Genomic DNA, 24,535 nt, shown 5'->3' with positions numbered 1-24,535 from the left:
CTGACGGGAGGCGCCGTGCGCATCGTCATCGCCGGAGCCGGCATCGGCGGGCTGACAGCCGCGCTCAGCCTGCACGCCGCCGGGTTCGCGGACGTGACGGTGCACGAGGCCGCCCGCGAGATCCGGCCACTGGGCGTCGGCATCAACCTCCTCCCCCACGCCGTGCGCGAGCTGACCGAGCTGGGGCTGGCCGACCGGCTCGCGAAGATCGGCGTCGCCACCGCCGAGCTGGCCTACTTCAACCGGTACGGCACGCCGATCTGGTCGGAGCCCAGGGGACTCGGCGCCGGGTACGCCTGGCCGCAGTACTCGGTCCACCGCGGGCGCCTGCAACTGCTGCTGCTGGAGGCGGTGCTCGAACGACTGGGCCAGGACGCCGTACGGACCGGCAGCCGCATCACCGGGCCGGGCGAGGAGGACCTGCTCATCGGCGCGGACGGGATCCACTCCGCCGTCCGGGCCCACCTGTACCCCGGGGAGGGGCCGCCGCCGTGCAACGGCCTGGTCCTGTGGCGGGGCACCACGTACGGCGAGCCGTTCCTGACCGGCCGATCCATGATCATGGCCGGGGACGGGATCCAGAAGTTCGTCGCGTACCCGATCGAGACGGGCGCGCGCACCCTGATCAACTGGATCGCCGAGCGGCCTCTGGACGGCGAGGCCCCGGAGCGGGGCAACTGGAACCGGCCCGCCGGCCTGCCCGAGATCGGCCGGCACTTCGCGGACTGGAGCTTCGGCTGGCTGGACGTCCCCGCCCTCATCTCGGGGGCGCAGGCGGCCTACGAATACCCGATGGTGGACCGGGACCCGCTGCCGCGCTGGACGTTCGACGGGGTCACGCTGCTCGGGGACGCGGCCCACGCCATGTACCCGATCGGCTCCAACGGCGCCTCCCAGGCGATCATCGACGCCCGGGTGCTGGCGTACGCGCTCGCCCAGGACGACCTGGACGCGTACGAGAGGCTGCGGCGGCCCGCCACGACGGCGCTGCTGCTGTCGAACCGGCAGATGGGGCCCGAGGTCGTCATGAAACTCGCCCACGAGCGCGCGCCCGGCGGCTTCGACGACGTCGAGCAGGTCATCCCGCACGCGGAGCTGGCCGAGATCGCGGGCTCCTACAAACGCACGGCCGGGTTCGACCCCGCCTCGCTCACCGAGCGTCCCTCCTGGAGCGTCACCCCGTGAACCTCGAACCGCTCGCCACCTTCCACGTCGACCTCGACCCGATCCTCGATCTGGGCGACTCGCACTGGGGCCGCCGCCGCGTGATCAACATCGTCGGCGGCACGTTCGACGGTCCCCGCCTGTCCGGCGCCGTCCTGCCCGGCGGCGCGGACTGGCAGATCGTGCACGCCGACGGCACCATCAGCGTCGACACGCGCTACACGCTGCGCACCCACGACGACGCCCACCTGTACATCTCCACCAGCGGGGTACGGCACGGCACGCCCGAGGTGCTGGCCCGCCTCGCGCAGGGCGAGGCGGTGGACCCGTCGGAGTACTACTTCCGGCTGTTCTGCCGCTTCGAGACCGGCGACGAGCGGTATCTCTGGCTCAACCGCACCCTGGCCGTGGCCTCGGCGGCCCGCACGGCCGCCGCCGTCCGGTACGACGCCTACACACTGACCTGATCCCCCAAGGAGCCGCACGTGCCGAAGCTCGATCGCCCCTCGCTCCCGGTCACCGTCGAGCACGACGCCCCCATGCCGATGCGCGACGGGACCGTCCTGCGCGGCTCCGTGCACCGGCCGGCGACCGGCGGGCCGTTCCCCGCGCTCCTCATGCGCACGCCGTACGGGGAGGGCTCGTTCCGCATGGCTCCGGTGCTCCCCGCGCTGCAGGCCGGCTTCGCGGTCGTGCTGCAGCACTGCAGGGGGCGCGGGACCAGCGACGGCGAGTACCGGCCGTGGCTGGACGAGGGACAGGACGGCCACGACACGATCGCCTGGATCACCGCCCAGCCCTGGTCGAACGGCGAGGTCGTCATGAGCGGCATGTCGTACCTGGCCGGATGCGCCCTGCAGGCGGCGGCGACCCGCCCGCCGGGGCTGAAGGCCGTGGTGGCGCAGATGACGCCGCACGACTTCCACGACGGGCTGAAGTACCACGGCGGGGCGTTCGCCCTGGGCTCGGCGCTGAACTGGGGCGCGCTGCAGTCGATGCTCGGGCTCGTGCACGCCATGGAGGCGGGCGAGGACGCGGGCGCGGGGTTCGGCACGCTGCTGCCCGTGCTGACCGACCAGCCCACGGCCGCGCGCACCCTGCCGGTATCCGACATTCCCGGCATCCCCTGGTGGCAGGACTGGACCGGGCATCCGGACCGCGACGGCTACTGGCAGGAGCGCGCCGAGACGCTGCGGCACGATCGCATCGAGGTGCCCGTGATGCACGTGGCGGGCTGGTTCGACCTGTTCCTGGCCGGGACGCTGGAGAACCATCGGCGTCTGGGCGGCCCGCTCGTCATCGGCCCCTGGTCCCACCTGGCGCCGGGCGCCTCCGGGACCGGCCGGCTGGACTTCGGCTTCGCCGCCTCGGCCCAGGCGATCCGGCTCGAACAGCGGCAGCTCGCCTTCCTCCAGGGCCAGGACGCCGGCCCGGCCGTGCAGATCTTCGTGATGGGCGACGACGTGTGGCGCGAGGAGGAGTCCTGGCCGCTCGCCCGCGCCGTCGAGACCCGCTACCACCTGCACGGCGACGGCCTGCTCTCCCTCGAACCGCCCGCGTCCGCCGAGCCCGCCGCCTTCACCTTCGACCCGCGCGACCCGGTGCCCACGCTCGGCGGCGGGCTGCTGCTCCCCGACCCCACCAACGTCGGCCCGCAGGACCAGCGGGACGTGGAGCTCCGGCCCGACGTCCTCTGCTACACCTCCGAGGTGCTGGCCGCCGACGTCGAGGTGACCGGCCCGGTCTCGGTGACCCTGCACGGCGAGACCTCCGCGGCGGCCACGGACTGGACCGCCAAGCTGGTGAACGTCCATCCCGACGGCCGGGCGCTGAGCGTGACCGACGGCATCGTCCGCACGCCGGCGCCGTCCGGGACGTACGCCATCGATCTGGTGGCGACCAGCCAGGTGTTCAAGGCCGGCCACCGCATCCGGGTGGAGGTGTCCAGCTCCAACTTCCCGCGCTTCGACCGCAACCCCGGCACCGGTGGCCCGGCCGCCGGCGCCACCGAGGCCGACCTGGTCGTCCAGCACCAGAAGGTCTACCCCGACTCCTACCTCACGCTGCCGATCGTCCCGCGCTGAGATCTGGTAGGGCCCCTTTCCCGTTCCGTCAAGCCTCTCCGTGGCGGCAGTAGCCATACAGAGTGACCACATAGAGTTATCGATCAGTCACACATCGCGACATCCGGCGTCGGGCAGACCCCAAGGCGACCGTCACCGCCGGTCATCGCTCCGCGATGGCGGCGGGGACGGGGTCCGGCACCTGCTACGAAAGGGTCACTCATGCCACGGATTCCCGCGACGCTCGCCGTCGCCACCGCAGCCGCGCTGCTCACCCTGTCCGTGCCCTCCGCCGCCTACGCCGCCAACGGCGTGCTGTACGTCAACGGCCAGTCCCACGTCAACCCCAGCGGGTGCTACTTCAGCTACAACTGGCCGCTGGCGGTCGCGAACCACACCGACGAGATCGCCCTGATCTTCGACTCGCCCGACTGCACAGGGGCGAACCCCGGTTTCGTCTATCCGGGTGAGCAGAAGATCTCCGAGTTCGGACGGAGCGTCTACGTCCACTGATCCCTTAAAGCGTCCTGGCCGGGTGCGGCGGGTCCCCACGTCGCATCCGGCCAGGCATCTTCATGAGGGGGCGTGGTGACGCTCGACAGCCGCGGCGGTCCGCGCGACGTCGCCCGCGACGATGGCCTCCACCAACTCGATGTGCACGTCCAGCCGCAGGCGCAGATAGTCGCCGGTGCGCGCGGCGTCGTCAGGACCCGCGTGCGCGGCCAGGTCGCCGATGCATCGCGTCATGCTGAGATAGACGGCCTTGGCCAGGTGGTTGGGGCTGATCTCGGCGATGCGCTCGTGCAGCGCCCAGTTGGCGCGCATGAACCGGTCGGTGCCGCCCGTCGCGCGCTTGAGGCCCGTGAGCAGCTTGCGCAGGTCGGAGATGTCCTTCTTGGTACGGTGCCGGGCCGCGTCGGCGGCGATCAGCGGCTCCAGCGCTTCGCGCACGGCGATCGCGTCGGCCACCGTGGTGGGCATCTTGCGTACGGTCAGCAGGGTGTGACGCAGCCGCACGATGGGGTTGGACCGGGCCACGAACAGGCCGCCGCCGCGACCGGGACGGATCTCGACGGCGCCGCGGTCGTTGAGCAGGCGCGCCGCCTCGCTGATGGTCGCGCGGCCGTAACCTGAGCGGTCACGGAAGTCGTCCATCGTGCCGATCAGGTCGCCGGGGCCGAGCCCCTGGTCGGCGATCATCGACTCGATGTCTGCGGCCAGCGCCTGCGCGCGCGTCAAGGGCTCAGCGTTAACCACCCGAACGATTCTATCCCATTCACCGCCGATCCCCTGGTCGGACGGCCTGCCTGCGCGCCACGGCGCTGCGCATTCGCAGGCCGAGGCGGGCGCCGCCGCCGGGGTGATCGAGCTCGGCCTCGTCGCACGGCCGGCGGACCAGCCACAGCCCGAGCCCGCGCGTCCCCGCCGGTTTGATCCGGGCCACGGCCAGGTGCCCGGGGGACAGCGTTCCGGCCACGTCGCTGATCCGGACGGTCAGGCCGCCGTCGTCGGCGACGGCCACGAGCCGGGACGCACGAGCGGGATGTTGACAGCCGGAACGATCGAACTTAGGTTTGACGACGAAAAGTGATCGATCACTTTTTGGACCCCCAAGGGAGTACTCGTGCCTGAGTCGTCGTCCCCGGCCCGCGTCGCGCTCGTCGGCGCCGGGGGCATCGCCACTGTCAGCCACCTTCCCGCCCTGGTCGCGGCGGGCGACGCCGTACAGGTCGTCGCCGTGTGCGACGTCGATCCCGCCCGCGCGAACGAGCTCGCCGACGCCCACGGCGTCCCGGGCCGCTACACCGATCTCGCGACGCTGCTCGACCGGGAGCGCCCCGACCTCGTCGTCGTCGCGACCCCGCCTGTCGCGCACCGCGCGGCCGTGATCGCCGCCCTGGACGCCGGCGCGTGGGTCTGGTGCGAGAAACCGCCGACGCTGTCACTGGCCGAGTACGACGAGATCCTCGCCCATGAGCGGGACGGCGGCCCGTACGCGAGCTATGTCTTCCAGCACCGCTTCGGCAGCGCGGCGCAGCGGCTGCGCGAGCAGATCCGTGACGGCGAGCTGGGCGCGCCGCACGTCGCCGTGTGCAACACGCTGTGGTACCGCGGCCACGACTACTTCGCGGTGCCGTGGCGCGGCAAGTGGGAGACCGAGGGCGGCGGCCCGACCATGGGCCACGGCATCCACCAGATGGATCTCCTGCTCGACCTGCTGGGCGACTGGCAGGAGGTGCACGCCGTGGCCGCGACGCTCGGCCGCCGGATCGAGACGGAGGACGTGTCGCTCGCGATCGTCCGCTTCGAGTCCGGCGCCGTCGGCTCGATCGTGAACAGCCTCCTGTCCGCCAGGGAGACCAGCTATCTGCGCTTCGACTTCGCCGACGCCACCGTCGAGGTCGAGCACCTCTACGGCTACGACAACTCCCACTGGCGGTGGACGTCCGCGCCGCACGTGGCCGACCAGGCGCGGGTGGACGGCTGGGCTCCGGCGGAGAACACCCCCAGCTCACACCGCGCCCAGCTCCGCGCGCTGCTGGCCGGCATGGCGGCCGGCGAGCGGCCCGCCGCCGGCGGGGCCGACGGCCGGCGCGTCATGGAGCTGATCACCGCCATGTATCAGTCCGCCATCACGGGACGTCCCGTCACCCGCGCCGAGCTGGATCCGTCGAACCCCTTCTACCACTCGCTCAACGGCGGCGACCTGCCCGCCGCCATCAGCTCCCTGCGGAACAGGAAGGCCGATCATGTCTGACACCGAGCTCGCCGTCCAGGACGAGGGCACCTCGCTGATCATCACGGCGGGCGACGTGCCGATCGCGCACTACGTCTACCGGCCGGACGCGCCCGACAGCGAGGCACCGAAGCCGTACCTGCATCCCCTCCGCAGCCTCACCGGCGCGCCGTTGTCGGTCTACCGCCCGTGGGACCACCGCTGGCACAAGGGCCTGCAGATGACCTGGGCCCACCTGTCGGGGCAGAACTTCTGGGGCGGCCCCACGTTCTCCGTGGAGAAGGACTACCACTGGCGCGACAACCTCGGGCACCAGAACCACGTCGAGTTCACCGGTGTCACGGGCGGCGGCGACGAGGTCGCGATCGACGAGAGCCTGCACTGGGTCACCGCGGCGGGCGAGCACTGGATCACCGAGCGGCGCCGCCAGGTCTTCCACGGCGCGGACGCCGGGCGCGGCATCTGGGCGCTGGACTTCACCACCCGCCTGCTCAACGTGCGCGGCGCCACCCTCGACTTCGGCAGCCCCACCACCCACGGACGGCCGGCGGCCGGCTACGCGGGCTACTTCTGGCGCGGCCCCCGGTCCTTCACCCAGGGCACGATCATCGCCGCCGGCGGCCGGGGCGGGGCGGAGATGATGGGGGAACAGGCCCCGTGGCTGGCCCTGACCGGCCAGCATGACGAGATCGACGGCGGCGGCACCGTGCTGGCCGTCGCCGGTCGCTCCAGCGCGTCCGTGCCGATCAAATGGTTCGTACGCAGGGAGCCGTTCGCCGTGATCAGCCCCTCCCCCGCCTTCGACGAGGAGATCGCGCTGCCCGCCGGGGACACGCTGGAGCTGGCCCATCGCTATGTCTTCATCGACCACGTCTGCGACCGGGCCGAGCTCGACGACCTCGGCGCCGAGTTCGCGCTCTGACCCCGCCCCGGCGGGATAACCGATTGCCCGGCCGGGAGGCCGCTGGCAGGGTCGTCGCCATGCCCACCTTCTCCGCTCCCGACGGCACCGTCCTCGCCTACCACGAGTCCGGCGGCGGCAGTCCCCTGGTCTGCCTGCCCGGCGGGCCGATGCAGCACTCCGGCTACCTCGGCGACCTCGGCGGCCTGTCGGCGCATCGGCGGCTGATCATGATGGACCCCCGGGGCACCGGCGGGTCCGCGACGCCGGCGGACGCCGCCTCCTACCGCTGTGACCGCCTCGTCGGCGATCTCGAAGCCCTGCGCGCGCAGCTCGGCCTCGACCGCATGGACCTGCTCGCCCACTGCGCGGGCGCGAACCTCGCGCTCCTGTACGCCGCCCGCCACCCAGGCCGCGTCCGCAGCCTCGTGCTGGTCACCCCCAGCACGTTCGCCGCCGGCATCTTCCCCGCGGGGCCGGCCAGGATGGAGATCGCCCGGCTGCGCGCGGACGAGCCCTGGTTCGGGCCGGCCTTCGACGCCCTGGAGAGCATCGTGGCCGGCCGGGACACCGACCGGGACGCCATCCAGCCGTTCTTCTACGGCCGGTGGGACGCGGCGGCGCGGGCCCACGTGGCGGCCCAGGACGGCAGCAGGAACGAGGAGGCCGCGGCCGTCTACGGCTCGGAGGGCGCGTACGACCCGGAGGCCACCCGCGCGGCGCTCGCCACGTTCGGCGCGCCGACGCTGGTGCTCGCCGGCGAGGTGGACCTCAACTCGATCCCGGGCGCCGTGGCCGAGCTCGCCGGGCTGTTCCCGGCGGCCGAGTTCGCCGTCCTGCCGGGAGCGGGCCACTTCCCGTGGCTCGACGACGCCGACCGGCTGGTGACGGCGATCACCACGTTCCTGGGCTGACGGCCGCTACGAGCCCGGCGCGGTCCTGGCGTGCGGGACCACCATCGGGGTGGCCGTACGCGGGTCCGGCACGATGTCGCACGGCAGCCCGAACACGTCATGGACGAGCTCGGCCGTCAGCACCTCCGGCGGCGGCCCTTCCTTGACCACCCGCCCCTGGTCCATCACCACGAGGTGGGAGGCGAAGCGGGCGGCCTGGTTGAGGTCGTGCAGCACGGCGACGATCGTCCGGCCCTCGTGGTGCAGCTCCTTGCACAGCTCCAGCAGGTCGTACTGATGGGCGATGTCGAGGAAGGTCGTCGGCTCGTCGAGCAGCAGCAGGCCGGTCTGCTGGGCGAGCACCATGGCGATCCAGGCGCGCTGCCGCTGCCCGCCGGACAGTTCGCCGGCCTGGGTGTGCGCGAGCTCCGCCAGGCCGGTGCGCTCCAGGGCGGCGTCGATCGCGCCGTCGTCCTCCGGCGACCATTGGCGCAGCAGCGTGTGGTGCGGGTAGCGGCCGCGACGGACGAGGCCGTGGACGGTGATCCCGTCGGGCGCGATGGGGTTCTGGGGCAGGAGGGCGACGTGCCTGGCGGCCTGCCTGCCGCGGTAGGACCAGATGTCGCGGCCGTGCAGCAGCACCTGCCCGCTGTCGGGCTTGAGCACCCGGGCCAGCGCCTTGATCAGCGTCGACTTGCCGCAGCCGTTGGGGCCGATGATCACGGTGAGGCCGCCGTCCGGGAGATCGAGGCTGACCTCGCGGACGACGGGGGCGCCCCCGTAGGAGACCGTCAGGCCTCGGGCGCCGAGCCCCTGCGGGACCGTATCGGTGCTCATAGGCTCCCTTTTCTCCATTCGCGGGTCAGCAGGTATCCGAGGTAGAGGCCGCCGACGGCCATGGTGTAGACGCCGACGGGCAGGTTGCCGGGGACGGGCAGCTGCTGCGCGGCGAGGTCGGCGAGCACCAGCAGCAGCGCGCCGACGAGCGCGGACAGCACCAGGTGCGGGCCGGGCCCGCGGGTGATCCGCCGGGCGATCTGCGGGGCGGTGAGTGCGATGAACGCGATCGGCCCCGCCACCGCGACCGCGCCCGCGGACAGGACGACCGACAGCACCACGGCGACGGTCCTGGTGCGCCTCGGCTCGGCCCCGAGCGCGGCGGCCAGCTCGTCGCCCATCTCGGAGACGTCCAGCCGCCCGGCGATGAGCGCCACGAAGGGGGCCACGGCCAGCAGCACCAGCCAGATCGTGGTGGCATGGTCCCAGGAGCGAGCCGCCAGGCTGCCGTTGAGGTACGCGGTCAGCACGGTCGCCTTGTCCCGCTCGACCGCGTACACCACGTATTGGGTGCAGGCCACCGCGATCGCCGAGACGCCGATGCCCGCGACGATGAGGCGTCCGGGGTTGCGGAACCCGGTCCCGGTGGAGACGTACACCAGGGCCATGGCGAGCACGGCGCCCGCGAGGGCGCCGATCGGCACCGGCAGCACGCCGGGCAGGAACAGCGCGGCCAGCGCGGCGCCCGCCCCGGCTCCGGCGGCGAGCCCGATCACGTCGGGGCTGCCGAGCGGGTTGCGGGTGACGGTCTGGAACAGCGCGCCGGACAGCCCGAGCGCCGCCCCGGTCCCCGCGCCGGCGACCAGGCGCGGCCCGCGCAGCCGCTCCAGCACGAACGCCGTCTTCCCCTCGGCCCCCTGGGTGAGCGCGCCCGCGAGGTCGGCGAGCGGGACGCCGAGCCGGCCGAGCGAGAGCGTGGCGACGGCGGCCACGGCGATGAGCGCCAGCACGACGGCCGCCGCGACGACCGAGGCGCGCCCCGCGGGGAGCGCCACCACGCGGCCGATCCTGAGCAGCCCCCGCGCGGGTCTGGTGCGGATCCCGGTCATGCGCCGCCCTTCATCCTGCGTACGGCCAGCAGCAGCGCCGGCGCGCCGAGGAACGCGGTCACGACGCCCACCATCAGCTCCTGCGGGCGCAGCACCAGACGGCCGGCGACGTCCGCGAACAGGAGCAGGGCGGGCCCGACGATCGCCGAGAAGGCGATCTGGGCGCGGAAGTCGATGCCCGCGAGCGCCCTGACGATGTGCGGCACGGCCAGGCCGACGAAGGCGATCGGGCCGACCGCCGCGGTCGCCGCCGCGCTCAGCAGCGTCGCCGCGACGAGCCCGCCGGCGCGCAGGGCGGCCGGGTTCGTGCCGAGCGCGGCGGCGGACTCGTCGCCGAGCGCGAGGGCGTTCAGCGCGGAGGAGAGCAGCACCGCCAGCAGCAGCCCGGCGGCGGCGAGCGGGAGCACCGAGAGGAAGACCTCGAAGTCGCGGCCGCCCAGCGCGCCGACCACCCAGTAGCGGTAGCTGTCGAAGACCTTCGGCAGGCCCAGGGTCACGGCCTGCACGTACGCGGTCAGCACCGAGGTCACGACCGCGCCGGCCAGGACCAGCCGCACCAGCCCGGCGCCGGACCCGGCCGAGCCGATGACGTGCACCAGCACCCCGGCGAGCAGGGCGCCGGGCAGCGCCCACCACACCGTGCCCCACTGGCCGCTCACCCCGAAGAAGGCGGTGGCGGTGACGATGCCGGCGGACGCGCCCGCGGTGATGCCGAGCATCCCGGGGTCGGCGAGCGGGTTGCGGGTGATGCCCTGCATGAGGGTGCCCGCCACGGCGAGGCAGAGGCCGGCGAGCAGGCCGAGCGCGGTGCGCGGGTAGCGGCTCTCGACGACCGTGGCGGTGTTGGCGTCCGCGGTGCCGTTCAGCACGTCGAAGACGTCGCCGAAGGAGGTGGGGTGGCTGCCGAACGCGACGCTCGCCAGCACGGCGAGCGCGAGCAGGGCGAGCCCGATGAGCAGCGAGCACAGCAGCCGGGCGGTGCGGGCGCGAGTGGCGCCCGCACCGCCCGGCGTGGTGCGGCTGGTGGTCGTCGTCATGGGGGTATCGCGTCGCCTCAGCGATCGATGGTGGCGACGGCCTTGTCGATCAGCGGCAGGTAGCGGTCGATGACCCAGGGCACGGTGAGCGGGTTGATGATCGAGGACGCGGTGACGAACGGGTTCTCATTGCTGGCCACGACGGAGCCGCGCTTGACCGCCGGGATCGCGCCGTACAGCTTCTGCGCCTCGATCTCCTTACGGGTCTTGGCGTCGGTGTAGAAGGTGAAGATCAGGTCGCTCTTGGCGAGCTTCTGGGCGTTCTCCAGGCCGATGAGGGCGGAGTCGGTGCCCTTGGTCTCCTCGAAGCCGTTCACGACCGGGTCCACGGTGAGCCCGAGCGAGGTCACCATCTCCACCCGCTGCTCCTCCGGCTTGAACACGCCGAGCGTGCCGGGGCCGGTGGTGTAGATGTAGGAGAAGGTGACGTCCTTGTACTGTGGCCGGGTGGCGGCCGCGTCGGCGAGCTGCTTCTTGACGGTCGAGATCAGCGTCGCGGCCTCGTCGGGCTTGCCCAGCGCCTTGGCGATGATCTGGATCTGCTGGTCCCAGTTCGTGCTCCACGGCAGGTCCGGGTAGGCGACGGTGGGCGCGATGTCCTTGAGGAGGTCGTATTGCTCCTGCGTGATGCCCGACCACGGGGCCAGGATCACGTCCGGGGCGAGCTCGACGATGGTGTCGAAGTCGATGTTCTCGCCGCCGGCGAACTGCTTGGGCAGCGTGCCGCCCGCCTTGGTGACGGCCTCGTGGATCCACGGCAGGTAGCCGGTCTTGTCGCTGCCCCACTCGTAGCTCTCGATGCCGACGGGCGTGTGGCCGAGCGCGATCGCGGTCTCCGTCGAGCCCTGGCCGAGGGTGACGACCCGCTCCGGCTGCTTGGGGATCGTCGCCTTGCCGAGTGCGCTGTCGATCGTCACCGGGAACGCCCCGGCGGCGGCGCTGCTGCCGGCCGACGCCGTCGACGGCGGCTGCTCGGCGGCCTTCGGCTCGCTGCCGCCGCCGCAGCCGGCGAGGGTCAGCAGGACCGCTGCGGCGGCTGCGGAGAGGGCGAGCGCGGGGCGGCGCACACGGGGGAACCTGAGCGGCATGGATGTTCCTTGCGATTTCACACGGTACGACGAGCTGAGCACGTCACTTCGGACACTTAGGCAAGCCTAACCTACTTATGCCCCGCTTTGCTCCCTGCCACCCCTTTCGTGAACCTGATCGGCCGCCCGCCCGACTGTGCTGGGTGACGGGAGGCTGAGATGACCGATGAGCTGCTGGTGGTGCGGGCCCAGTTGGGCGAACGCGCGGCACTGGCCGAGCTGGTGGCCCGCTGGCGGGTGCCGGTGTGGACGTACGTACGGCGCATGCTGGACGCCGAGCGGGCCGACGACGTGACGCAGGAGATCTGGCTGGCCGTGGTGCGCGGCCTGCCCCGGTTGCGTGAGCCCGGCCGGTTCGCGCCCTGGCTGTTCACGATCGCCCGCAGGTCGGTGACCGACCGGCTGCGCGGCGAGTACGCCTCCCGGCGGGAGGACCTGACGGCGGACGACCCGGTCGCCGAGGACCCGATCGAGGCGATGGTGGATCGCGCCGGCCTGGTGAGCGCGCTGTCGGCGCTGCCGGTGCCGGAGCGGGAGATCCTCGTCCTGTACTACCTGGAAGACCTGCCCGTGGAGGAGTGCGCGCAGATCTGCCAGATCCCGGCCGGCACGGTCAAGTCCCGGCTCAACCGGGCCCGCCGCCTGCTGCGCGAACACCTCCTGGAGAAGGGACACCGATCATGACAGAAGAGCCGCGCCTGTCGGCGGAGGAGCTGATCGAGCGACTTGAGCCGTCCCTGTCTCGCGGACGGCGCGTCCGCGCCCTGGCGGCGCTGCTGGCCGGGCTGGCCGGGCTGGTGTTCGCGGGCGCGCTGTGGTCGAGCGAGCCGGGTCCGCTGCCCGGGCGCACGCAGCTGATGTTCGGGCTGTGCGCCGTGTTCTGCCTGGCCTGGGCCTGCTATGGGGGGTGGCTGCTGACGCGCAGGGTGCCGCTGTTCGCCACCGATCGGGTGATCGCCGCCTGGATCGCCCTGGTCGCCTCCGTCACCACCACGGGGGTCGTGGCCGCCGTCGGCGTCCAGCGCGGCACCGGGGCGGGGGTGGCGGTGGCGGTGGCGGTCGGCGGCCTGTTCGTCGCGGCGGCGCTGGTCCTGGCCGTACGGGCCCACGCCCGCAGAGCCGCCCTGCTGCGCCGCAAGCGGGACCTGACCGGCGGCCCGTAGTCGTTCCCTTTTTGGGAGGAGACCCGGCATCAAGATCGGTCGTCGGCCTATACTGCAGCTCGTCTCGCACGTAGTGGAATTACATTCCGCATTACGGAATAGAGGGTGAGTTTGTTGATCCACCTCCGCACGCTCCTGGCCCGGTTCGCCGTGGTCACGGCCGCGTTACCGGTCGCCGTCGCCGGGCTCGCGCTCCCGTCCCAGGCGTCGAACGCCGGGGCCGCCGCCCTGTGGCGGCCACCCGTGCAGAGCCGGTGGCAGTACCAGCTCCAGGGCAGCAAGTCCTTCGCCGCGACCGGCGGCGTCAACGTCGACATCTGCGAGGTCCCGCAGAGCGGCGGCGCGTGCGTGCGGCCGAGCGTCTTCGACATCGACCTGTACGCCGCCGAGGAGGTGTCCGGCGACAACAAGACGCTGAACACGGCGGCCGTCAAGGCCATCCACGCCAAGGGCGCCAAGGCGATCTGCTACGTGGACGCGGGCTCGATCGAGGAGTTCAGGCCCGACTACCAGCAGGCCGTGACCTGGCACAAGAGCCACGGCAACGCCCTGCTGGGCAAGCCGTTCAGCCCTGAGTTCCCCAACGAGCGCTGGGCGAACATCAACAACGACAAGGGGCAGCGCGACTTTCTGCTCAAGCTCATGGAGGCCCGCGTCGACAAGTGCGTGCAGGCCGGGTTCGACGGGGTCGAGTTCGATGTCGTCAACGCCCACGAGGAGGGCAAGTCGGTCACCGGCTGGAGCGTCACCCCCGCCACCCAGCTCATCTACAACCGCGCGCTGGCCGACCTCGCGCACCGCAAGGGCCTCTCGGCGGCGCTGAAGAACGACCTCAGCCAGGTCGGCGAACTGGTGTCCCACTTCGACTACGCGGTCAACGAGGAGTGCTTCCAGTACGACGAGTGCGGCGAGCTGTCGGCCTTCGTCAAGGCGGGCAAGCCCGTCTTCCACGTCGAGTACGAGACCTCGCCGGCGAGCTTCTGCGGGAAGTCGGGCACGCTGAAGTTCAACTCGCTCAAGAAGCCGGCCGACTATTCGCTGTACGACAAGCCGTACAAGCCGTGTAAGTGAACAGCCTCCCCGCCACGCTCGCCGGGCAGGCTCCTGAGCACCGGTGAGCGTGGCGACGGGCCCCGGCCTCAGCGGGCCAGGCCGAGCGGATCGTGAAACGCCCGATTCAGCGTCTCGGAGCTCAGCACGTCGCCGGGCGGGCCCTCCGCGAGGAGCCGCCCCCGGTCGAGCAGGAGGCAGTGCTCGGCGCGCATCGCCATGGCCAGGTCGTGGGTGACGTGGACCACCGTCACACCGCGCTCCTTCTCCCGGTCGATGGCCTCGGAGATGTGCCGCCGGGCGTCCAGGTCCAGCCCGTTCGCCGGCTCGTCCAGCAGGAGCAGGTCCGGCTCCTGCGCCAGGCCCTGGGCCAGGAGGACGCGCTGGCGCTGGCCGCCCGACAGCGCGCTCAGCTGGCGTTCGGCCTGCTCGGACATGCCGACCATGGCCAGGCACGCGTCGACGACCGCCCAGTCGTGCGCCGTCAGCCGCCGCCACGGCCCGCGCAGCGCCCAGCGGCCCATGGCGACCGTGCCCCGCACGGTGATCGGCAGCGCGTCGGAGACGGCGTCGCGCTGGACCACGTAACCGGGACGGCCGGCGCCCCCGCCCTCGATCCCGCCGCGCGACGGCCGTACGGTCCCCGCGAGCACCCCGAGCAGCGTGGACTTGCCCGAGCCGTTCGGACCCACGACGGCGGTGACGCCGGCGCGCGGCAAGCGGGCCGAGAGGCCGTGCAGGACCGTTCTGCGGCCGTATCCCGCCATGACGTCACGGATGACGACCGCCTCAGCGACACCCATCGGGCCTCCTCATGAAACCTCCACTTGAAAGTGACAACGGTTTTCATTGTAGAGTGCTTCGTCATGGATTGGTTGCTTGATCCCTTTCAGGTGTCCTTCGTGCGGCAAGCCCTGTGGGCCGGGATCCTCGTGTCCCTGCTCTGCGCGCTCGCCGGGACGTGGGTGGTGCTGCGCGGCATGGCCTTCCTGGGCGACGCGATGTCGCACGGGATGCTGCTGGGCGTCGCGCTCGCCTCCCTCGCCGGCGTGAACGTCCTGATCGGCGGCCTGCTGAGCGCGGGCGGCATGGCGCTGGGCGTGAGTGTGCTCAGCCGGTCGCCCCGGCTGTCGCAGGACACCAGCATCGGCCTGCTGTTCGCCGGGATGCTGTCACTGGGCGTGATCGTCGTCTCCCACTCCCAATCCTTCGCCGTCGACCTGACCGCCTTCCTCTTCGGCGACGTCCTGGCGGTCAGGGGGCAGGACCTGGCCGGGCTGGGGCTCGCGCTCGCGGTCACCGCCGCGACGGCCGTCCTCGGTCATCGCCTGTTCGTCGCGCTCGCCTTCGACGCCCGCAAGGCGCACACACTGGGGTTGCGGCCCCGGCTGGCGCACGTCCTGCTGCTCGGCGTGGTCACGGTGGCCATCGTGGCCTCGTTCCACATCGTGGGGACGCTCCTGGTGTTCGGCCTGCTGATCGGGCCGCCGGCCGCCGCCGCGCTGTGGGCCCGCCACGTCCCGATGATCATGCTCGGGGCCGCGTTGCTCGGGATCGCCTCGACCGTGGCCGGGCTGGTCGTGTCGTGGCACGCGGGCACCGCGGCGGGCGCCACGATCGCGGCCGTCGCCGTGGCCCTGTTCTTCCTGTCCGCCCTGGCCGACCTGCTCAGGCGCAGGCTCCCCACCACCGCTGGAAAGGACATCGAGAAGTGAACGCGAGAACGCCCAGGGCGCTGGCGGCGATCCTCTGCAGCGCGCTTGCTCTGCCGGCGGGCTGCGCTCAGCCGAGCGGGGGCGCGGCCACGGCCGGGCGGGCGGAGGTCCCGCACGGGTACGTGGCGGGTGCCGAGGAGATGTCCGAGCCGCAGTCCCGCCTCGTCCTCGCCGACGGCGCGACGGGCCGGGTGCACGTGCTCGACCTGCTGACCGGGAAGGTCGCCGCGGTGGCCGGCGAGGGCGGCGTCCGGGCCGTCACCGGTGACGGCCGCTTCGCCTTTCTCCGTACGGGTTCAGGTGGGCTGCGGGTCGTCGACAGCGGCGTCTGGACCGTGGACCACGGTGACCACTCCCACTACTACCGGGCGGCGGCCCGGGACCTCGGCGTGATCACGGGGCCGCCTCCGTACGACGTGACGGGCGACGCGGCCGTCACCGCCGTACGCTCCGGCGACGGCACGGTCACGCTGCTCGACCGCGCCCGCCTGGAGCGGGGCGAGATCGCCGCGACGGGCACGATCGAGGCCGCCGCGGTGGTGCCCTACCGGCAACACCTCCTGGTGGCCGACGCCGGCGTCATCCAGGCCCGCCCGCACCCCACCGAACCGGGCACCACTGCCGGGACCGGCGGGCCGGGCGCCGCCACCGAACCCGGCACGACCGGCGGGACGGGGGTCACGGTCGGGGGTTGCGATGATCCGGCCGGGGTTGCGGTGACGCGGCGGGGTGTGGTGTTCGGCTGTGCCGACGGGGCCCTGCTGGTCTCCGAGAAGGACGGCGCCTTCGAGGGCGTGCGGATCCGGTATCCGGGCAAGCCGGCGGAGCGGGAGCGGGCGAAGGAGTTCTGGCACCGCCCGGGCAGCACGACGCTCGCGGCGAAGGCCGGCGAGCCGGGCGTCTGGGTGCTCGACGTCACCGCCAGGACCTGGCGGCTGCTGAAGACGGGCCCCGTGGTGGCCGTGACCGCCGCAGGCCCGGAGTCGCCGGTCCTGACCCTGACCCGGGACGGCGTGCTGCACGCCCACGACCCCGTCTCCGGCAAGGAGAGCGCCCGGACCGAGCTGCTCTCCGCTCCGCTGACCGGTTCGCCGGTCATCCAGGTGGACACCGCTCGCGCCTACGTCAACGATCCGGCGGGCCAGGTCGTTCACGAGATCGACTACAACGACGGCCTGCGCCGCGCCCGCACCCTGCGTCCCGGTTTCGCCCCAGCGCTCATGACGGAGACCGGCCGATGACCACGCCCCGCCGCGCCACCCGCGACGCCATCACCTCCCGAGCCATCCGAGCCACCTGCGCCGCCATCGTCACCCGAGCCCGCACCTCCCGAGCCACCCGATCCGCCCACGCCACCCGTACCGCCCGCGCCGCCCAAGCTGCCCGAGCCGCCGTCGCTGTCGTCTTGGTCGCGTTCGTGCTGGCCGGCTGCTCGGATGCCCGGGATCGCTCCCCCAGGGTCGTCGTCACCACGAACATCCTCGGCGACGTCACCCGCGCCATCGTCGGCGGTGCGGCCGAGGTGACCGTGCTGATGAAGCCGGACTCCGACCCGCACTCGTTCGGCGTCTCCGCGCAGGAGGCCGCCCTGATCGAGGGCGCGGACCTGATCGTCTACAACGGCCTCGGCCTGGAGGAAGGCGTGCTGCGCAACGTCGAGGCCGCCAAGGACGCAGGCGTGCCCGCGCTGGCCGTGGGCGAAGGCGTCGATCCGCTGCGCTTCACCGCCGACGAGTCGTCGGGAGAGCCCGATCCGCACTTCTGGACCGACCCGCAGCGGATGGCCAGGGCCGTGGACCTGATCGCGGAGCAGGTCGTCGCCCATGTGGCCGGCATCGACGCCGCCGCCGTACGAGCCGGCGCCGCCGCCTACCGTACGCGCGTCGCAGCGCTGGACGGCTGGGTCCGGCAGCAGGTCGGCACGATCACCCCGGCCGCCCGGCTGCTCGTCACCAATCATCACGTCTTCGGCTACTTCGCGCAGCGGTACGGCTTCCAGGTCGTCGGCGCCGTCATCCCCAGCGGCACGACCCTGGCCTCGCCGAGCGCGTCGGACCTGAAGTCGCTGCGAGACACGATCCGGCGCACGAAGGTGAAAGCGATCTTCGCGGACTCCTCGCAGCCCGACCGCCTGGCCCAGGTGCTCGCCTCGGAGGCGGGCGTGGACGTCGAGGTGGTCACCCTGTTCTCGGAGTCCTTGAGCCGGCGGTCACCGGGCGCCGCCACGTACCTCGACATGATCCGCACCAACACCACAGCCATCGCCGACGGCCTCAACGGCCGCCGCCGCTCCCCTTGAGAACCCCTAGAAAGGTGTACGACACATGACCGTCCGGCCACGGACCACCCCGGCGGTGCTGCTCGCAGCGGCCCTCCTCCTCACCGCCTGCGGATCTCAGCAGACCGCCGCAACACCGGCACCCACCCCCACCACCCAGAAGCCGGTGGCGGACCCCATCGTCCTGACCTACGACGGCGGCCTGTACGTCCTCGACGGCCAGAGCCTGGAGCTCGCCAAGGACATCCCCCTCACCGGCTACAACAGGGTCAACCCGGCCGGCGACCAGCGGCACGTCCTGGTCTCCACCTCCACCGGGTTCCGCGTGCTCGACGCCGCCGCCGCGACGCTGAAGGACGACGAGTTCAAGGGCGCCAAGCCCGGTCACGTCGTCCGGCACGCCGGGGCCACCATCCTGTTCGCGGACGGCACCGGCGAGGTGACCGTGTTCAAGCCGGAGGAGCTGGCCGCCGGCCTGCCGAAGGGCGAGGTCTACACCGCCGCCGCCCCGCACCACGGCGTCGCGATCAAGCTGGCGAACGGCGAGCTCGTCGTGACCCTCGGCACCGAGGAGAAACGTACCGGGATCCTCGTCCTCGACCAGGACCGCAAGGAGATCACCCGCAGCGAGGACTGCCCCGGCGTGCACGGCGAGGCCGCCGCGCAGGGGGAGGCCGTCGTGATCGGCTGCGAGGACGGCGTGCTGCTCTACAAGGACGGCAAGATCACCAAAATCGCCAGCCCGGACGAGTACGGGCGGATCGGCAACCAGGCCGGCTCGGACGGCTCCCCCGTCGTGCTCGGGGACTACAAGAAGGACCCCGACGCCGAGCTGGAACGCTCCACCCGGATCTCGCTCATCGACACGGCAAGCGGGAAGATGCGGCTGGCGGACCTCGGCACCAGCTACACCTTCCGCTCCCTGGCCCGTGGCCCGCAGGGCGAGGCCCTCGTCCTCGGCACCGACGGGGCCGTCCACGTGATCGATCCGGCGACGGCGAAGACCGTCAGGACCATCAAGGTGCTCGACCAGTGGACGGAGCCGCTGGAATGGCAGCGGCCCCGGCCGAACATCTTCGTCCGCGACCAGACGGTCTACGTGAGCGACCCGGCCAAGAAGCAGCTGCACGCGATCGACTTCGCCGCCGGGACGATCCGGAGGAGCGTGACGCTGCCGCAGGCCCCGAACGAGCTCACCGGCACCAGCGGGTGACCGCACCGCCGCTCTGATCGGTTGACGTGGTGAGTAAACGCTCGCTAACCTTCCAACGTTAGCGAGCGTTTACTCACCCATCCCTTAGGAGCGCAGATGAAACTGGTCGTCTTCGGCGCGACGGGCGGCACCGGGCAGCACGTCGTCCGTCAGGCCCTCGACGCGGGCCACCACGTCACCGCCGTCGTCCGTGACCGCGCCCGGCTGCCGCACGCCGGCCACGGCCGGCTCGAAACGGTCGTCGCCGACGTGCTCGACCCCGAGGCGATCGCCGCGAGCATGGCCGGCCGTGACGCCGTGGTGTCAGCCCTGGGCCCGCGCCCAGGCGGCACAGGCTCGGGCCCCGTCAGCACCGGCACCGGCACGGGCACAGGCACGGGCACGAGCTCGGTGTGCTCCGACGGCGCCCGCGCGATCATCACCGCCATGCGCGCCACCGGCGTCCGCCGCCTGATCGTCGTCACCGCCAGCGGCCACATCGTCGACCAGGGCGACGGACCGGCCAGCCGCTTCCTGGTCAAGCCGTTGCTGCGGCGGCTCCTGCGGGACGGGTTCGCCGACTTCGCGCGTACCGACGAGGCCGTCCGCGCCAGCGGGCTGGACTGGACGATCATGCGGCCGCCGCGGCTCACCGACGGCGAGCGCCGCGCGTACCGCACCGCGACCGACGTCAACGTCCGTGGCGGCATCACCATCGCCCGCGCCGACCTCGCCGACGCGATCCTCGCCGTCCTGAACGACCCCGCCACCGCCGGCCACACCGTCTCCGTGGGCTACTGACCAGCCACTCGAGAGGGCCGCTCAGCGGGAGCGGCGGAACCTCAGCGTGCGCCGCAGCAGCAGCGCGGCGGCCTCGGCGTCGTAGGACGGCAGCGAGCTGTCGGCGAAGGCGCAGCTCGGCGCCGGGAGCCTCCGCGGCCGGCGCGCCCGGGGACAGCGGCCGGTCAGGTGGCCGCGCCGACGTCGCCCGTCCAGTTGGCGAGGAGCTGGAGTGCCTGGGCGGTTTCTGAGCCGGGCTCGACGTTGTAGACGCACAGGGTCTGGTCGGGGTCGCCGGATGGCTGGAAGGACTCGTACGAGAAGTGCAGCTCGCCGACGAGGGGATGGTGGTAACGCTTGGCGCCATGCGTGCGGCGCAGCACGCGGTGGTCGTTCCACCATGAGCTGAACTCGGGCGAGCGCAGCGTGAGCTCGCCGACGAGGTCGGCGAGCCGGCGGTCGTGCGGATAGCGGCCTGCTTCGAGGCGCAGCACGGCGACGGTCTCCGCGGCGATGCGCTCCCAGTCACCGGTACGGGTGCGCGCCTCCGGATCCAGCAGGTAGTACCGGGCGAGATTGCGGTGCGGCACGGGAAGGGCGTCGAAGTCGGTCAGCACCTCCCGGGCCAGGCGGTTGGCGGCCAGGACGTCGGTGCGGCGGCCGAGGACGAAGGCGGGCACGCGGTCTAGCGTCTGCAGCATCAGGTGCAGCCCCGGCCTGACCCGCTGCGGGCTGATCGGGGCCCGGCGGGCGGGGCGGGCCAGCAGGTCGATGAGGTGCTCGCGTTCGGCCGGGTCGAGGACGAGTGCCCGCGCGAGCGCCTCGATGACTTCGGGGGACGGGTTTCCTGCGCGGCCCTGTTCGAGGCGGGTGTAGTACTCCGTGCTGACCCCGGCCAGCCTGGCGACCTCGTCACGGCGCAGGCCGGGCACGCGGCGGGCCCGTCCGTCGGCGGGCAGCCCCGTCCGGTCGGGAGTGATCCGGGCACGGCGGGAGCGCAGGAAATCGGCGAGCTCGCGGCTACGGTCGTCCATCCCTCCAGTGTGGCGAGCCCCGGCGGGTCCCCCGTCCGGCGGGGGTGGCCCTGCCAGTACCTGCCTCGTGAAGGCCTGCCTGGTCAGGGCACGATCGGGCGCCCTGCGAGCGCGTGTGGGCTGGTGTCCTGGATGAGGGAACGCGGCGACCGGCCGTGCTCTCTCGACCACCTCGGAAGGTGTGCATCATGACCACGCGAACCTCTGCCCTGCCCCTCGCCGGCCGCGTCGCCGTCGTCACCGGCGCCTCCAGCGGGATCGGCGCGGCCTCGGCCGAGCGGCTGGCCGAGCTGGGCGCACGGGTCGCCGTCCTGGCACGGCGGGCCGAGCGGCTGGACGATCTGGTCGCCAGGATCGGGAAGAACGGCGGCCAGGCCCTCGCCCTGTCGGCCGACGTCACCGACGTGGCGGCGGTGCGGGCCGCCGCCGATCGCGTGGCGGCCGAGCTGGGCGGCGCCGACCTGCTCTTCAACAACGCGGGCGTCATGCTCCCCGCCCCGATCGAGGAGCTGGCCGCCGATCAGTGGCAGCACCAGATCGACCTCAACATCACCGGCCTGATGAACGTCATCGGCGCGTTCGTCCCGCAGCTGGTCGAGGCGGCCGCTGAGCGCGGCGTGGCCGACCTGATCAACACCTCGTCGATCGCGGCGCAGAACATCTTCCCGAACTTCGCCGTCTACTCGGCGACCAAGGCGTACGTCACCCATCTCTCCCGGCACCTGCGGGCGGAGCTGGGCCGCAAGAACGTGCGGGTCTCGGCGATCGAGCCGGGCATCGTCGGGACCGAGCTGCAGAGCCACGTCACCGACGAGGGCGCGCTGGCCTGGCTGGCGGGCTCCAAGGAGGAGATGGAGTGGCTCACGCCGGAGGACGTCGCGCAGACGGTCGGGTTCGTCGCCGGCCTGCCGCCGCGGGTGAACCTCCAGCAGGTCACCATCATGCCCACGGGACAGCCCGGCTGAGACCACGGGCTCACGGGGTCGCGGCGCGGATGAACGCGAAAAGGTGCTCGGCGACCTCGGCCGGGGCGGCGTGGTGCAGGCCATGGCCGACGCCCGCCACGGTGCGGATCTCGCCGCCGTGGGCGCGTACGAGTGACACGTCGTCGGCGGCGGTCAGCGCCTCGACGGCGGGATCGCCGCGCAGGAGCGGCACCGGCCCCGGCACCGCGTCGAGCCAGGCGCCCGCGTGGCGGACGTCTCCGAAGACGCTCTCGCGGTGATCGAGGAGCGCGTCGAGGAAGCCGGGGTCGTGGCGGTGCAGCGAGTACGCCAGGTCCACCAGGTAGGGGTGGCGGGGGCCGAGCAGGTCCGCGAAGGTCCGGCCGCCCGCGTCCTCGTGGCCGAGCAGTCTCAACAGCTCGGGCTCGGGCCGGCCGCACCATCGCCGCCAGCGCCGCAGCCGCCCGGCGGCCTGGTCCAGCAGCCCGTACATGCGCTCCGCCGCCAGCGGGACGTCACCGCGCGGACGTCACCGCGCGGACCAAGGGGAGGAACACCTCGTCCACGATCCCGGCGATCGTCTCCTCGGTGACCGGGTGGTGGGTGAGGACCAGCTCGTGACGGAGCAGGTTCGCGGGCGTGGCCAGGACGCGGGGGCTCACCTCGGCGCAGGCGAGCTCGCCGCGGGCGGCGGCCCGTTCGATGACCTCCAGCATGACGTCGGACATGAGGCCGCTGAGGTCCGGCTGGATGTCGGCGGACTCGGCCATGAGGCCGTGGAGCACGTCTCGCGGGACGTCGTGCTGCCGCCTGGCCATCCAGCGCAGCACCTCCACGACGTCGCCGCGCAGCGTGCCCGTGTCCGGGCGGTGGTGCGCGATGGAGCCGACGTTGTGACGCATGGCGGCGACGACGAGCTCGGCCCGGTTGCGCCAGCGGCGGTAGAGGACCTGCTTGCCGGTCCTGGCCCGCGCGGCCACGCCCTCCATGGTCAGGTGGGCGTAGCCGACCTCGTGGAGCTCCGCCCAGGCGGCCTCCAGAATCGTGCCCTCCAGCTCCGCGCCTCTCCTGCGCTGGCCGGTCTGCTGCGCCACGAAGACCTCCATTAGAGACGTTGCGTCTCCTCCAAGAGTAGCGTAACAATAAGAGACGCACCGTCTCCCCGGGAGGTCGTCATGAAGACCCGTCTCGATCCCGCCGTGCTGAAGCTCGCCGGGATCCTCCTGCTCGGCGTCATGGCGCCGCTGCTGGACAGCACGATCGTGAACGTCGCCCTGCACACCCTCGGCCGCGACCTGAACGCGCCCGTGTCCGCCGTGCAGTGGGTGAGCACCGGATTCCTGCTCGCCCTGGCGATGGCGATCCCGATCACCGGATGGAGCGCGGAGCGGTTCGGGGCCAAGCGGATGTGGCTGGTCTCGCTGCTGCTGTTCCTGGGCGGCTCGGTGCTCTGCGGGCTGGCCTGGGACCTCGGCTCGCTCATCGCGTTCCGCGTGGTCCAGGGGGTCGCGGCCGGGCTGATGCTGCCGATCCTGCAGACCCTGCTCATGCGGGCCGCCGGCGGCAGGCAACTCGGCCGGCTGATGGCCGTCGTCAGCCTGCCCGCCCTCGTCGGGCCGGTCTTCGGTCCCGTGCTCGGCGGCCTGATCGCGGGGCACCTGAGCTGGCGCTGGATCTTCTACGTCAACGTGCCGATCTGCGTGGCCGCGATCCTGCTGGCCTGGCGCGCGCTGCCCGCCGACGCCGCGCGCGAGCGCCGCCGCCTCGACGTGACGGGCCTGCTGCTGCTCTCCCCCGGGCTGGCCGCGCTCATGTACGGGCTGGCGCGGGTGGGCACCGCGGGCGGCTTCTGGGACGTGACGGTGCTCGCCCCCGTCGCGGCCGGGGCGCTCCTGGTCACGGCCTTCGTCTGCCGTACGACGCCCGAGCCGCTGATCGACCTGGGCCTGTTCCGCGACAGGACGTTCGCGGCCTCCTCGGCGCTGTTGTTCCTGTCGGGGCTGGCCATGTTCGGCTCCATGCTGCTGCTCCCGCTGTTCTACCAGCAGGAACGCGGCCAGAGCGTGATCGCCGCCGGCCTGCTGCTGGCCCCGCAGGGCCTCGGGAGCCTGCTCGCCAAGGGCCTGGGCGGCGTCGCCGACCGCGTCGGGCCCCGGCCGGTCGTGCTGGCGGGCATCGCGATGACCGCGCTGGGGACGCTCCCGTTCGTGTTCGCCGACCGGCACACCGGCGGGCTGCTGCTGGGCCTGGCCCTGGTCGTGCGCGGCGCCGGCCTGAGCTCCGCGAACATGGCCATCATGGTCGGCGCCTTCCAGGGGCTGGACCGGGCCAGGATCCCGCACGCCAGCAGCACCACCAGGATCGCGCAGCAGGTCGGCGGGGCGTTCGGCGCGGCCGTGCTGGCCGTCGTCCTGCAGCGGCAGCTCGCCGGCCACCCGGCCACCGCGTTCGGGCACACGTTCGGCTGGGCGCTGGCGCTCACGGCGCTCGCCGTCGTCCCGGCCCTGCTGCTGCCCCGCGTACGCACCGAGCAGCCGGCCCCCGCCTGACGCGTTGACCGGTGTCGAAGGGAGATGGCCGCCGATCGCAACGGCTCCGGGCGTCGATGCC

Annotated in this window: 27 protein-coding genes; 17 read left to right on the top strand and 10 right to left on the bottom strand. The window is 72.6% G+C overall.

Annotation, left to right across the window (positions count from 1 at the left end):
• The first annotated feature begins 15 nt into the window (after positions 1-15).
• From ABEA43_RS15890 to ABEA43_RS15875, 4 genes are all read left to right on the top strand, one after another.
• Complete coding sequence (locus tag ABEA43_RS15890; protein ID WP_345562453.1) at positions 16-1,185, top strand: flavin-dependent oxidoreductase; 1,170 nt, start codon at positions 16-18, stop codon at positions 1,183-1,185.
• On the top strand, positions 1,182-1,631 hold the full coding sequence (locus ABEA43_RS15885; RefSeq protein WP_345562452.1) for a DUF3237 domain-containing protein: 450 nt from the start codon (positions 1,182-1,184) through the stop codon (positions 1,629-1,631). The genes ABEA43_RS15890 and ABEA43_RS15885 overlap by 4 nt, the downstream gene beginning before the upstream one ends.
• Before the next feature lie 18 nt (positions 1,632-1,649).
• Positions 1,650-3,248 carry a CocE/NonD family hydrolase gene (locus tag ABEA43_RS15880; protein ID WP_345562451.1) on the top strand — a complete coding sequence of 533 codons (1,599 nt, stop codon included), beginning with the start codon at positions 1,650-1,652 and terminating at the stop codon, positions 3,246-3,248.
• Positions 3,249-3,449: 201 nt separating this feature from the next.
• Entirely contained in the window at positions 3,450-3,740 is a 291-nt protein-coding gene (locus ABEA43_RS15875) for a hypothetical protein (protein ID WP_345562449.1), read from the top strand.
• A gap of 60 nt (positions 3,741-3,800) precedes the next feature.
• On the opposite strand, the gene ABEA43_RS15870 is transcribed toward ABEA43_RS15875, so the two are convergent.
• Entirely contained in the window at positions 3,801-4,484 is a 684-nt protein-coding gene (locus ABEA43_RS15870; protein ID WP_345562447.1) for a FadR/GntR family transcriptional regulator, read from the bottom strand.
• Positions 4,485-4,503: 19 nt separating this feature from the next.
• Entirely contained in the window at positions 4,504-4,749 is a 246-nt protein-coding gene (locus ABEA43_RS15865; RefSeq protein WP_345562446.1) for a hypothetical protein, read from the bottom strand.
• 102 nt (positions 4,750-4,851) lie between these two features.
• Here ABEA43_RS15865 and ABEA43_RS15860 point away from each other — a divergent pair, with 102 nt between their 5' ends.
• Genes ABEA43_RS15860 through ABEA43_RS15850 form a run of 3 tightly spaced genes read left to right on the top strand, consistent with a single transcriptional unit; the run spans position 4,852 to position 7,779 of the window.
• Entirely contained in the window at positions 4,852-5,985 is a 1,134-nt protein-coding gene (locus ABEA43_RS15860) for a Gfo/Idh/MocA family protein (RefSeq protein WP_345562445.1), read from the top strand.
• Positions 5,978-6,886: a DUF6807 domain-containing protein gene (locus tag ABEA43_RS15855; protein WP_345562444.1), complete on the top strand. Its 909-nt coding sequence runs from the start codon at positions 5,978-5,980 to the stop codon at positions 6,884-6,886. The genes ABEA43_RS15860 and ABEA43_RS15855 overlap by 8 nt, the downstream gene beginning before the upstream one ends.
• 59 nt (positions 6,887-6,945) lie before the next feature.
• Positions 6,946-7,779 carry an alpha/beta fold hydrolase gene (locus ABEA43_RS15850; RefSeq protein ID WP_345562442.1) on the top strand — a complete coding sequence of 278 codons (834 nt, stop codon included), beginning with the start codon at positions 6,946-6,948 and terminating at the stop codon, positions 7,777-7,779.
• A 6-nt stretch (positions 7,780-7,785) separates the two neighbouring features.
• Here the strand turns inward: ABEA43_RS15850 and ABEA43_RS15845 are convergent, their stop codons facing one another.
• Genes ABEA43_RS15845 through ABEA43_RS15830 form a run of 4 tightly spaced genes read right to left on the bottom strand, consistent with a single transcriptional unit; the run spans position 7,786 to position 11,769 of the window.
• On the bottom strand, positions 7,786-8,595 hold the full coding sequence (locus ABEA43_RS15845; RefSeq protein ID WP_345562438.1) for an ABC transporter ATP-binding protein: 810 nt from the start codon (positions 8,593-8,595) through the stop codon (positions 7,786-7,788).
• Positions 8,592-9,644, bottom strand: coding sequence for a FecCD family ABC transporter permease (locus ABEA43_RS15840; RefSeq protein WP_345562437.1), 1,053 nt, complete (start codon positions 9,642-9,644; stop codon positions 8,592-8,594). The genes ABEA43_RS15845 and ABEA43_RS15840 overlap by 4 nt, the downstream gene beginning before the upstream one ends.
• Positions 9,641-10,681, bottom strand: coding sequence for a FecCD family ABC transporter permease (locus ABEA43_RS15835; protein ID WP_345562435.1), 1,041 nt, complete (start codon positions 10,679-10,681; stop codon positions 9,641-9,643). The genes ABEA43_RS15840 and ABEA43_RS15835 overlap by 4 nt, the downstream gene beginning before the upstream one ends.
• 17 nt (positions 10,682-10,698) lie before the next feature.
• Entirely contained in the window at positions 10,699-11,769 is a 1,071-nt protein-coding gene (locus ABEA43_RS15830) for an iron-siderophore ABC transporter substrate-binding protein (RefSeq protein WP_345562434.1), read from the bottom strand.
• Positions 11,770-11,928: 159 nt separating this feature from the next.
• On the opposite strand from ABEA43_RS15830, the gene ABEA43_RS15825 reads away from it, so the two are divergent.
• From ABEA43_RS15825 to ABEA43_RS15815, 3 genes are all read left to right on the top strand, one after another.
• Positions 11,929-12,453, top strand: coding sequence for an RNA polymerase sigma factor (locus ABEA43_RS15825; RefSeq protein ID WP_345562433.1), 525 nt, complete (start codon positions 11,929-11,931; stop codon positions 12,451-12,453).
• Positions 12,450-12,932, top strand: coding sequence for a hypothetical protein (locus ABEA43_RS15820; protein ID WP_345562431.1), 483 nt, complete (start codon positions 12,450-12,452; stop codon positions 12,930-12,932). Before ABEA43_RS15825 ends, ABEA43_RS15820 begins: the two co-directional genes overlap by 4 nt.
• A 105-nt stretch (positions 12,933-13,037) precedes the next feature.
• The gene (locus ABEA43_RS15815) at positions 13,038-14,003 is read left to right on the top strand and encodes an endo alpha-1,4 polygalactosaminidase (RefSeq protein ID WP_345562430.1); all 966 of its coding nucleotides are present in this window, start codon (positions 13,038-13,040) and stop codon (positions 14,001-14,003) included.
• 68 nt (positions 14,004-14,071) lie between these two features.
• On the opposite strand, the gene aztA is transcribed toward ABEA43_RS15815, so the two are convergent.
• The gene (aztA, locus tag ABEA43_RS15810) at positions 14,072-14,785 is read right to left on the bottom strand and encodes a zinc ABC transporter ATP-binding protein AztA (RefSeq protein WP_345562429.1); all 714 of its coding nucleotides are present in this window, start codon (positions 14,783-14,785) and stop codon (positions 14,072-14,074) included.
• A gap of 63 nt (positions 14,786-14,848) precedes the next feature.
• On the opposite strand from aztA, the gene aztB reads away from it, so the two are divergent.
• The 5 genes from aztB (at position 14,849) to ABEA43_RS15785 (ending at position 19,968) form a co-directional block, all read left to right on the top strand.
• The gene (aztB, locus tag ABEA43_RS15805) at positions 14,849-15,697 is read left to right on the top strand and encodes a zinc ABC transporter permease AztB (protein ID WP_345562427.1); all 849 of its coding nucleotides are present in this window, start codon (positions 14,849-14,851) and stop codon (positions 15,695-15,697) included.
• Positions 15,694-16,938 (top strand): ABC transporter, encoded by a 1,245-nt coding sequence (locus tag ABEA43_RS15800; RefSeq protein ID WP_345562426.1) that lies wholly within the window; start codon positions 15,694-15,696, stop codon positions 16,936-16,938. The genes aztB and ABEA43_RS15800 overlap by 4 nt, the downstream gene beginning before the upstream one ends.
• A complete protein-coding gene (gene aztC, locus ABEA43_RS15795; protein WP_345562425.1) occupies positions 16,935-17,996 on the top strand; it encodes a zinc ABC transporter substrate-binding protein AztC in 1,062 nt (353 codons plus the stop codon). The genes ABEA43_RS15800 and aztC overlap by 4 nt, the downstream gene beginning before the upstream one ends.
• Positions 17,997-18,021: 25 nt before the next feature.
• Positions 18,022-19,188 carry a zinc metallochaperone AztD gene (gene aztD / locus ABEA43_RS15790; protein ID WP_345562423.1) on the top strand — a complete coding sequence of 389 codons (1,167 nt, stop codon included), beginning with the start codon at positions 18,022-18,024 and terminating at the stop codon, positions 19,186-19,188.
• Between the two features lie 96 nt (positions 19,189-19,284).
• A complete protein-coding gene (locus ABEA43_RS15785; protein ID WP_345562421.1) occupies positions 19,285-19,968 on the top strand; it encodes an NAD(P)-dependent oxidoreductase in 684 nt (227 codons plus the stop codon).
• A gap of 164 nt (positions 19,969-20,132) precedes the next feature.
• On the opposite strand, the gene ABEA43_RS15780 is transcribed toward ABEA43_RS15785, so the two are convergent.
• Positions 20,133-20,981, bottom strand: coding sequence for a helix-turn-helix transcriptional regulator (locus tag ABEA43_RS15780; RefSeq protein WP_345562419.1), 849 nt, complete (start codon positions 20,979-20,981; stop codon positions 20,133-20,135).
• A gap of 188 nt (positions 20,982-21,169) precedes the next feature.
• Here ABEA43_RS15780 and ABEA43_RS15775 point away from each other — a divergent pair, with 188 nt between their 5' ends.
• Positions 21,170-21,946, top strand: coding sequence for an SDR family oxidoreductase (locus tag ABEA43_RS15775; RefSeq protein WP_345562418.1), 777 nt, complete (start codon positions 21,170-21,172; stop codon positions 21,944-21,946).
• Between the two features lie 10 nt (positions 21,947-21,956).
• Here ABEA43_RS15775 and ABEA43_RS15770 read toward each other — a convergent pair whose 3' ends face one another.
• Together ABEA43_RS15770 and ABEA43_RS15765 are read right to left on the bottom strand one after the other, a co-directional pair.
• Positions 21,957-22,418, bottom strand: coding sequence for a hypothetical protein (locus ABEA43_RS15770; RefSeq protein ID WP_345562416.1), 462 nt, complete (start codon positions 22,416-22,418; stop codon positions 21,957-21,959).
• A gap of 22 nt (positions 22,419-22,440) precedes the next feature.
• Positions 22,441-23,019 (bottom strand): TetR/AcrR family transcriptional regulator, encoded by a 579-nt coding sequence (locus ABEA43_RS15765; RefSeq protein WP_345562415.1) that lies wholly within the window; start codon positions 23,017-23,019, stop codon positions 22,441-22,443.
• 81 nt (positions 23,020-23,100) lie between these two features.
• Between ABEA43_RS15765 and ABEA43_RS15760 the strand changes: the two genes are divergently transcribed.
• The gene (locus ABEA43_RS15760; protein WP_345562414.1) at positions 23,101-24,474 is read left to right on the top strand and encodes an MDR family MFS transporter; all 1,374 of its coding nucleotides are present in this window, start codon (positions 23,101-23,103) and stop codon (positions 24,472-24,474) included.
• Positions 24,475-24,535: the final 61 nt, after the last annotated feature.

Origin of the sequence: Nonomuraea rosea, from assembly GCF_039539705.1 — a bacterium.
GTDB lineage: Bacteria > Actinomycetota > Actinomycetes > Streptosporangiales > Streptosporangiaceae > Nonomuraea > Nonomuraea rosea.
Note: the sequence above shows the minus strand (reverse complement) of the source record. Positions and strands in the feature narration are given on the sequence as shown.

Bases quoted from the DNA above. Each gene is read 5' to 3' on its own strand.
- ABEA43_RS15875 (WP_345562449.1), top strand. From the start codon at position 3,450: ATGCCACGGATTCCCGCGACGCTCGCCGTCGCCACCGCAGCCGCGCTG.
- ABEA43_RS15855 (WP_345562444.1), top strand. From the start codon at position 5,978: ATGTCTGACACCGAGCTCGCCGTCCAGGACGAGGGCACCTCGCTGATC.
- ABEA43_RS15850 (WP_345562442.1), top strand. From the start codon at position 6,946: ATGCCCACCTTCTCCGCTCCCGACGGCACCGTCCTCGCCTACCACGAG.
- ABEA43_RS15845 (WP_345562438.1), bottom strand. From the start codon at position 8,595: ATGAGCACCGATACGGTCCCGCAGGGGCTCGGCGCCCGAGGCCTGACG.
- ABEA43_RS15840 (WP_345562437.1), bottom strand. From the start codon at position 9,644: ATGACCGGGATCCGCACCAGACCCGCGCGGGGGCTGCTCAGGATCGGC.
- ABEA43_RS15835 (WP_345562435.1), bottom strand. From the start codon at position 10,681: ATGACGACGACCACCAGCCGCACCACGCCGGGCGGTGCGGGCGCCACT.
- ABEA43_RS15830 (WP_345562434.1), bottom strand. From the start codon at position 11,769: ATGCCGCTCAGGTTCCCCCGTGTGCGCCGCCCCGCGCTCGCCCTCTCC.
- ABEA43_RS15825 (WP_345562433.1), top strand. From the start codon at position 11,929: ATGACCGATGAGCTGCTGGTGGTGCGGGCCCAGTTGGGCGAACGCGCG.
- ABEA43_RS15820 (WP_345562431.1), top strand. From the start codon at position 12,450: ATGACAGAAGAGCCGCGCCTGTCGGCGGAGGAGCTGATCGAGCGACTT.
- aztA (WP_345562429.1), bottom strand. From the start codon at position 14,785: ATGGGTGTCGCTGAGGCGGTCGTCATCCGTGACGTCATGGCGGGATAC.
- aztB (WP_345562427.1), top strand. From the start codon at position 14,849: ATGGATTGGTTGCTTGATCCCTTTCAGGTGTCCTTCGTGCGGCAAGCC.
- aztC (WP_345562425.1), top strand. From the start codon at position 16,935: ATGACCACGCCCCGCCGCGCCACCCGCGACGCCATCACCTCCCGAGCC.
- aztD (WP_345562423.1), top strand. From the start codon at position 18,022: ATGACCGTCCGGCCACGGACCACCCCGGCGGTGCTGCTCGCAGCGGCC.
- ABEA43_RS15785 (WP_345562421.1), top strand. From the start codon at position 19,285: ATGAAACTGGTCGTCTTCGGCGCGACGGGCGGCACCGGGCAGCACGTC.
- ABEA43_RS15780 (WP_345562419.1), bottom strand. From the start codon at position 20,981: ATGGACGACCGTAGCCGCGAGCTCGCCGATTTCCTGCGCTCCCGCCGT.
- ABEA43_RS15775 (WP_345562418.1), top strand. From the start codon at position 21,170: ATGACCACGCGAACCTCTGCCCTGCCCCTCGCCGGCCGCGTCGCCGTC.
- ABEA43_RS15770 (WP_345562416.1), bottom strand. From the start codon at position 22,418: ATGTACGGGCTGCTGGACCAGGCCGCCGGGCGGCTGCGGCGCTGGCGG.
- ABEA43_RS15760 (WP_345562414.1), top strand. From the start codon at position 23,101: ATGAAGACCCGTCTCGATCCCGCCGTGCTGAAGCTCGCCGGGATCCTC.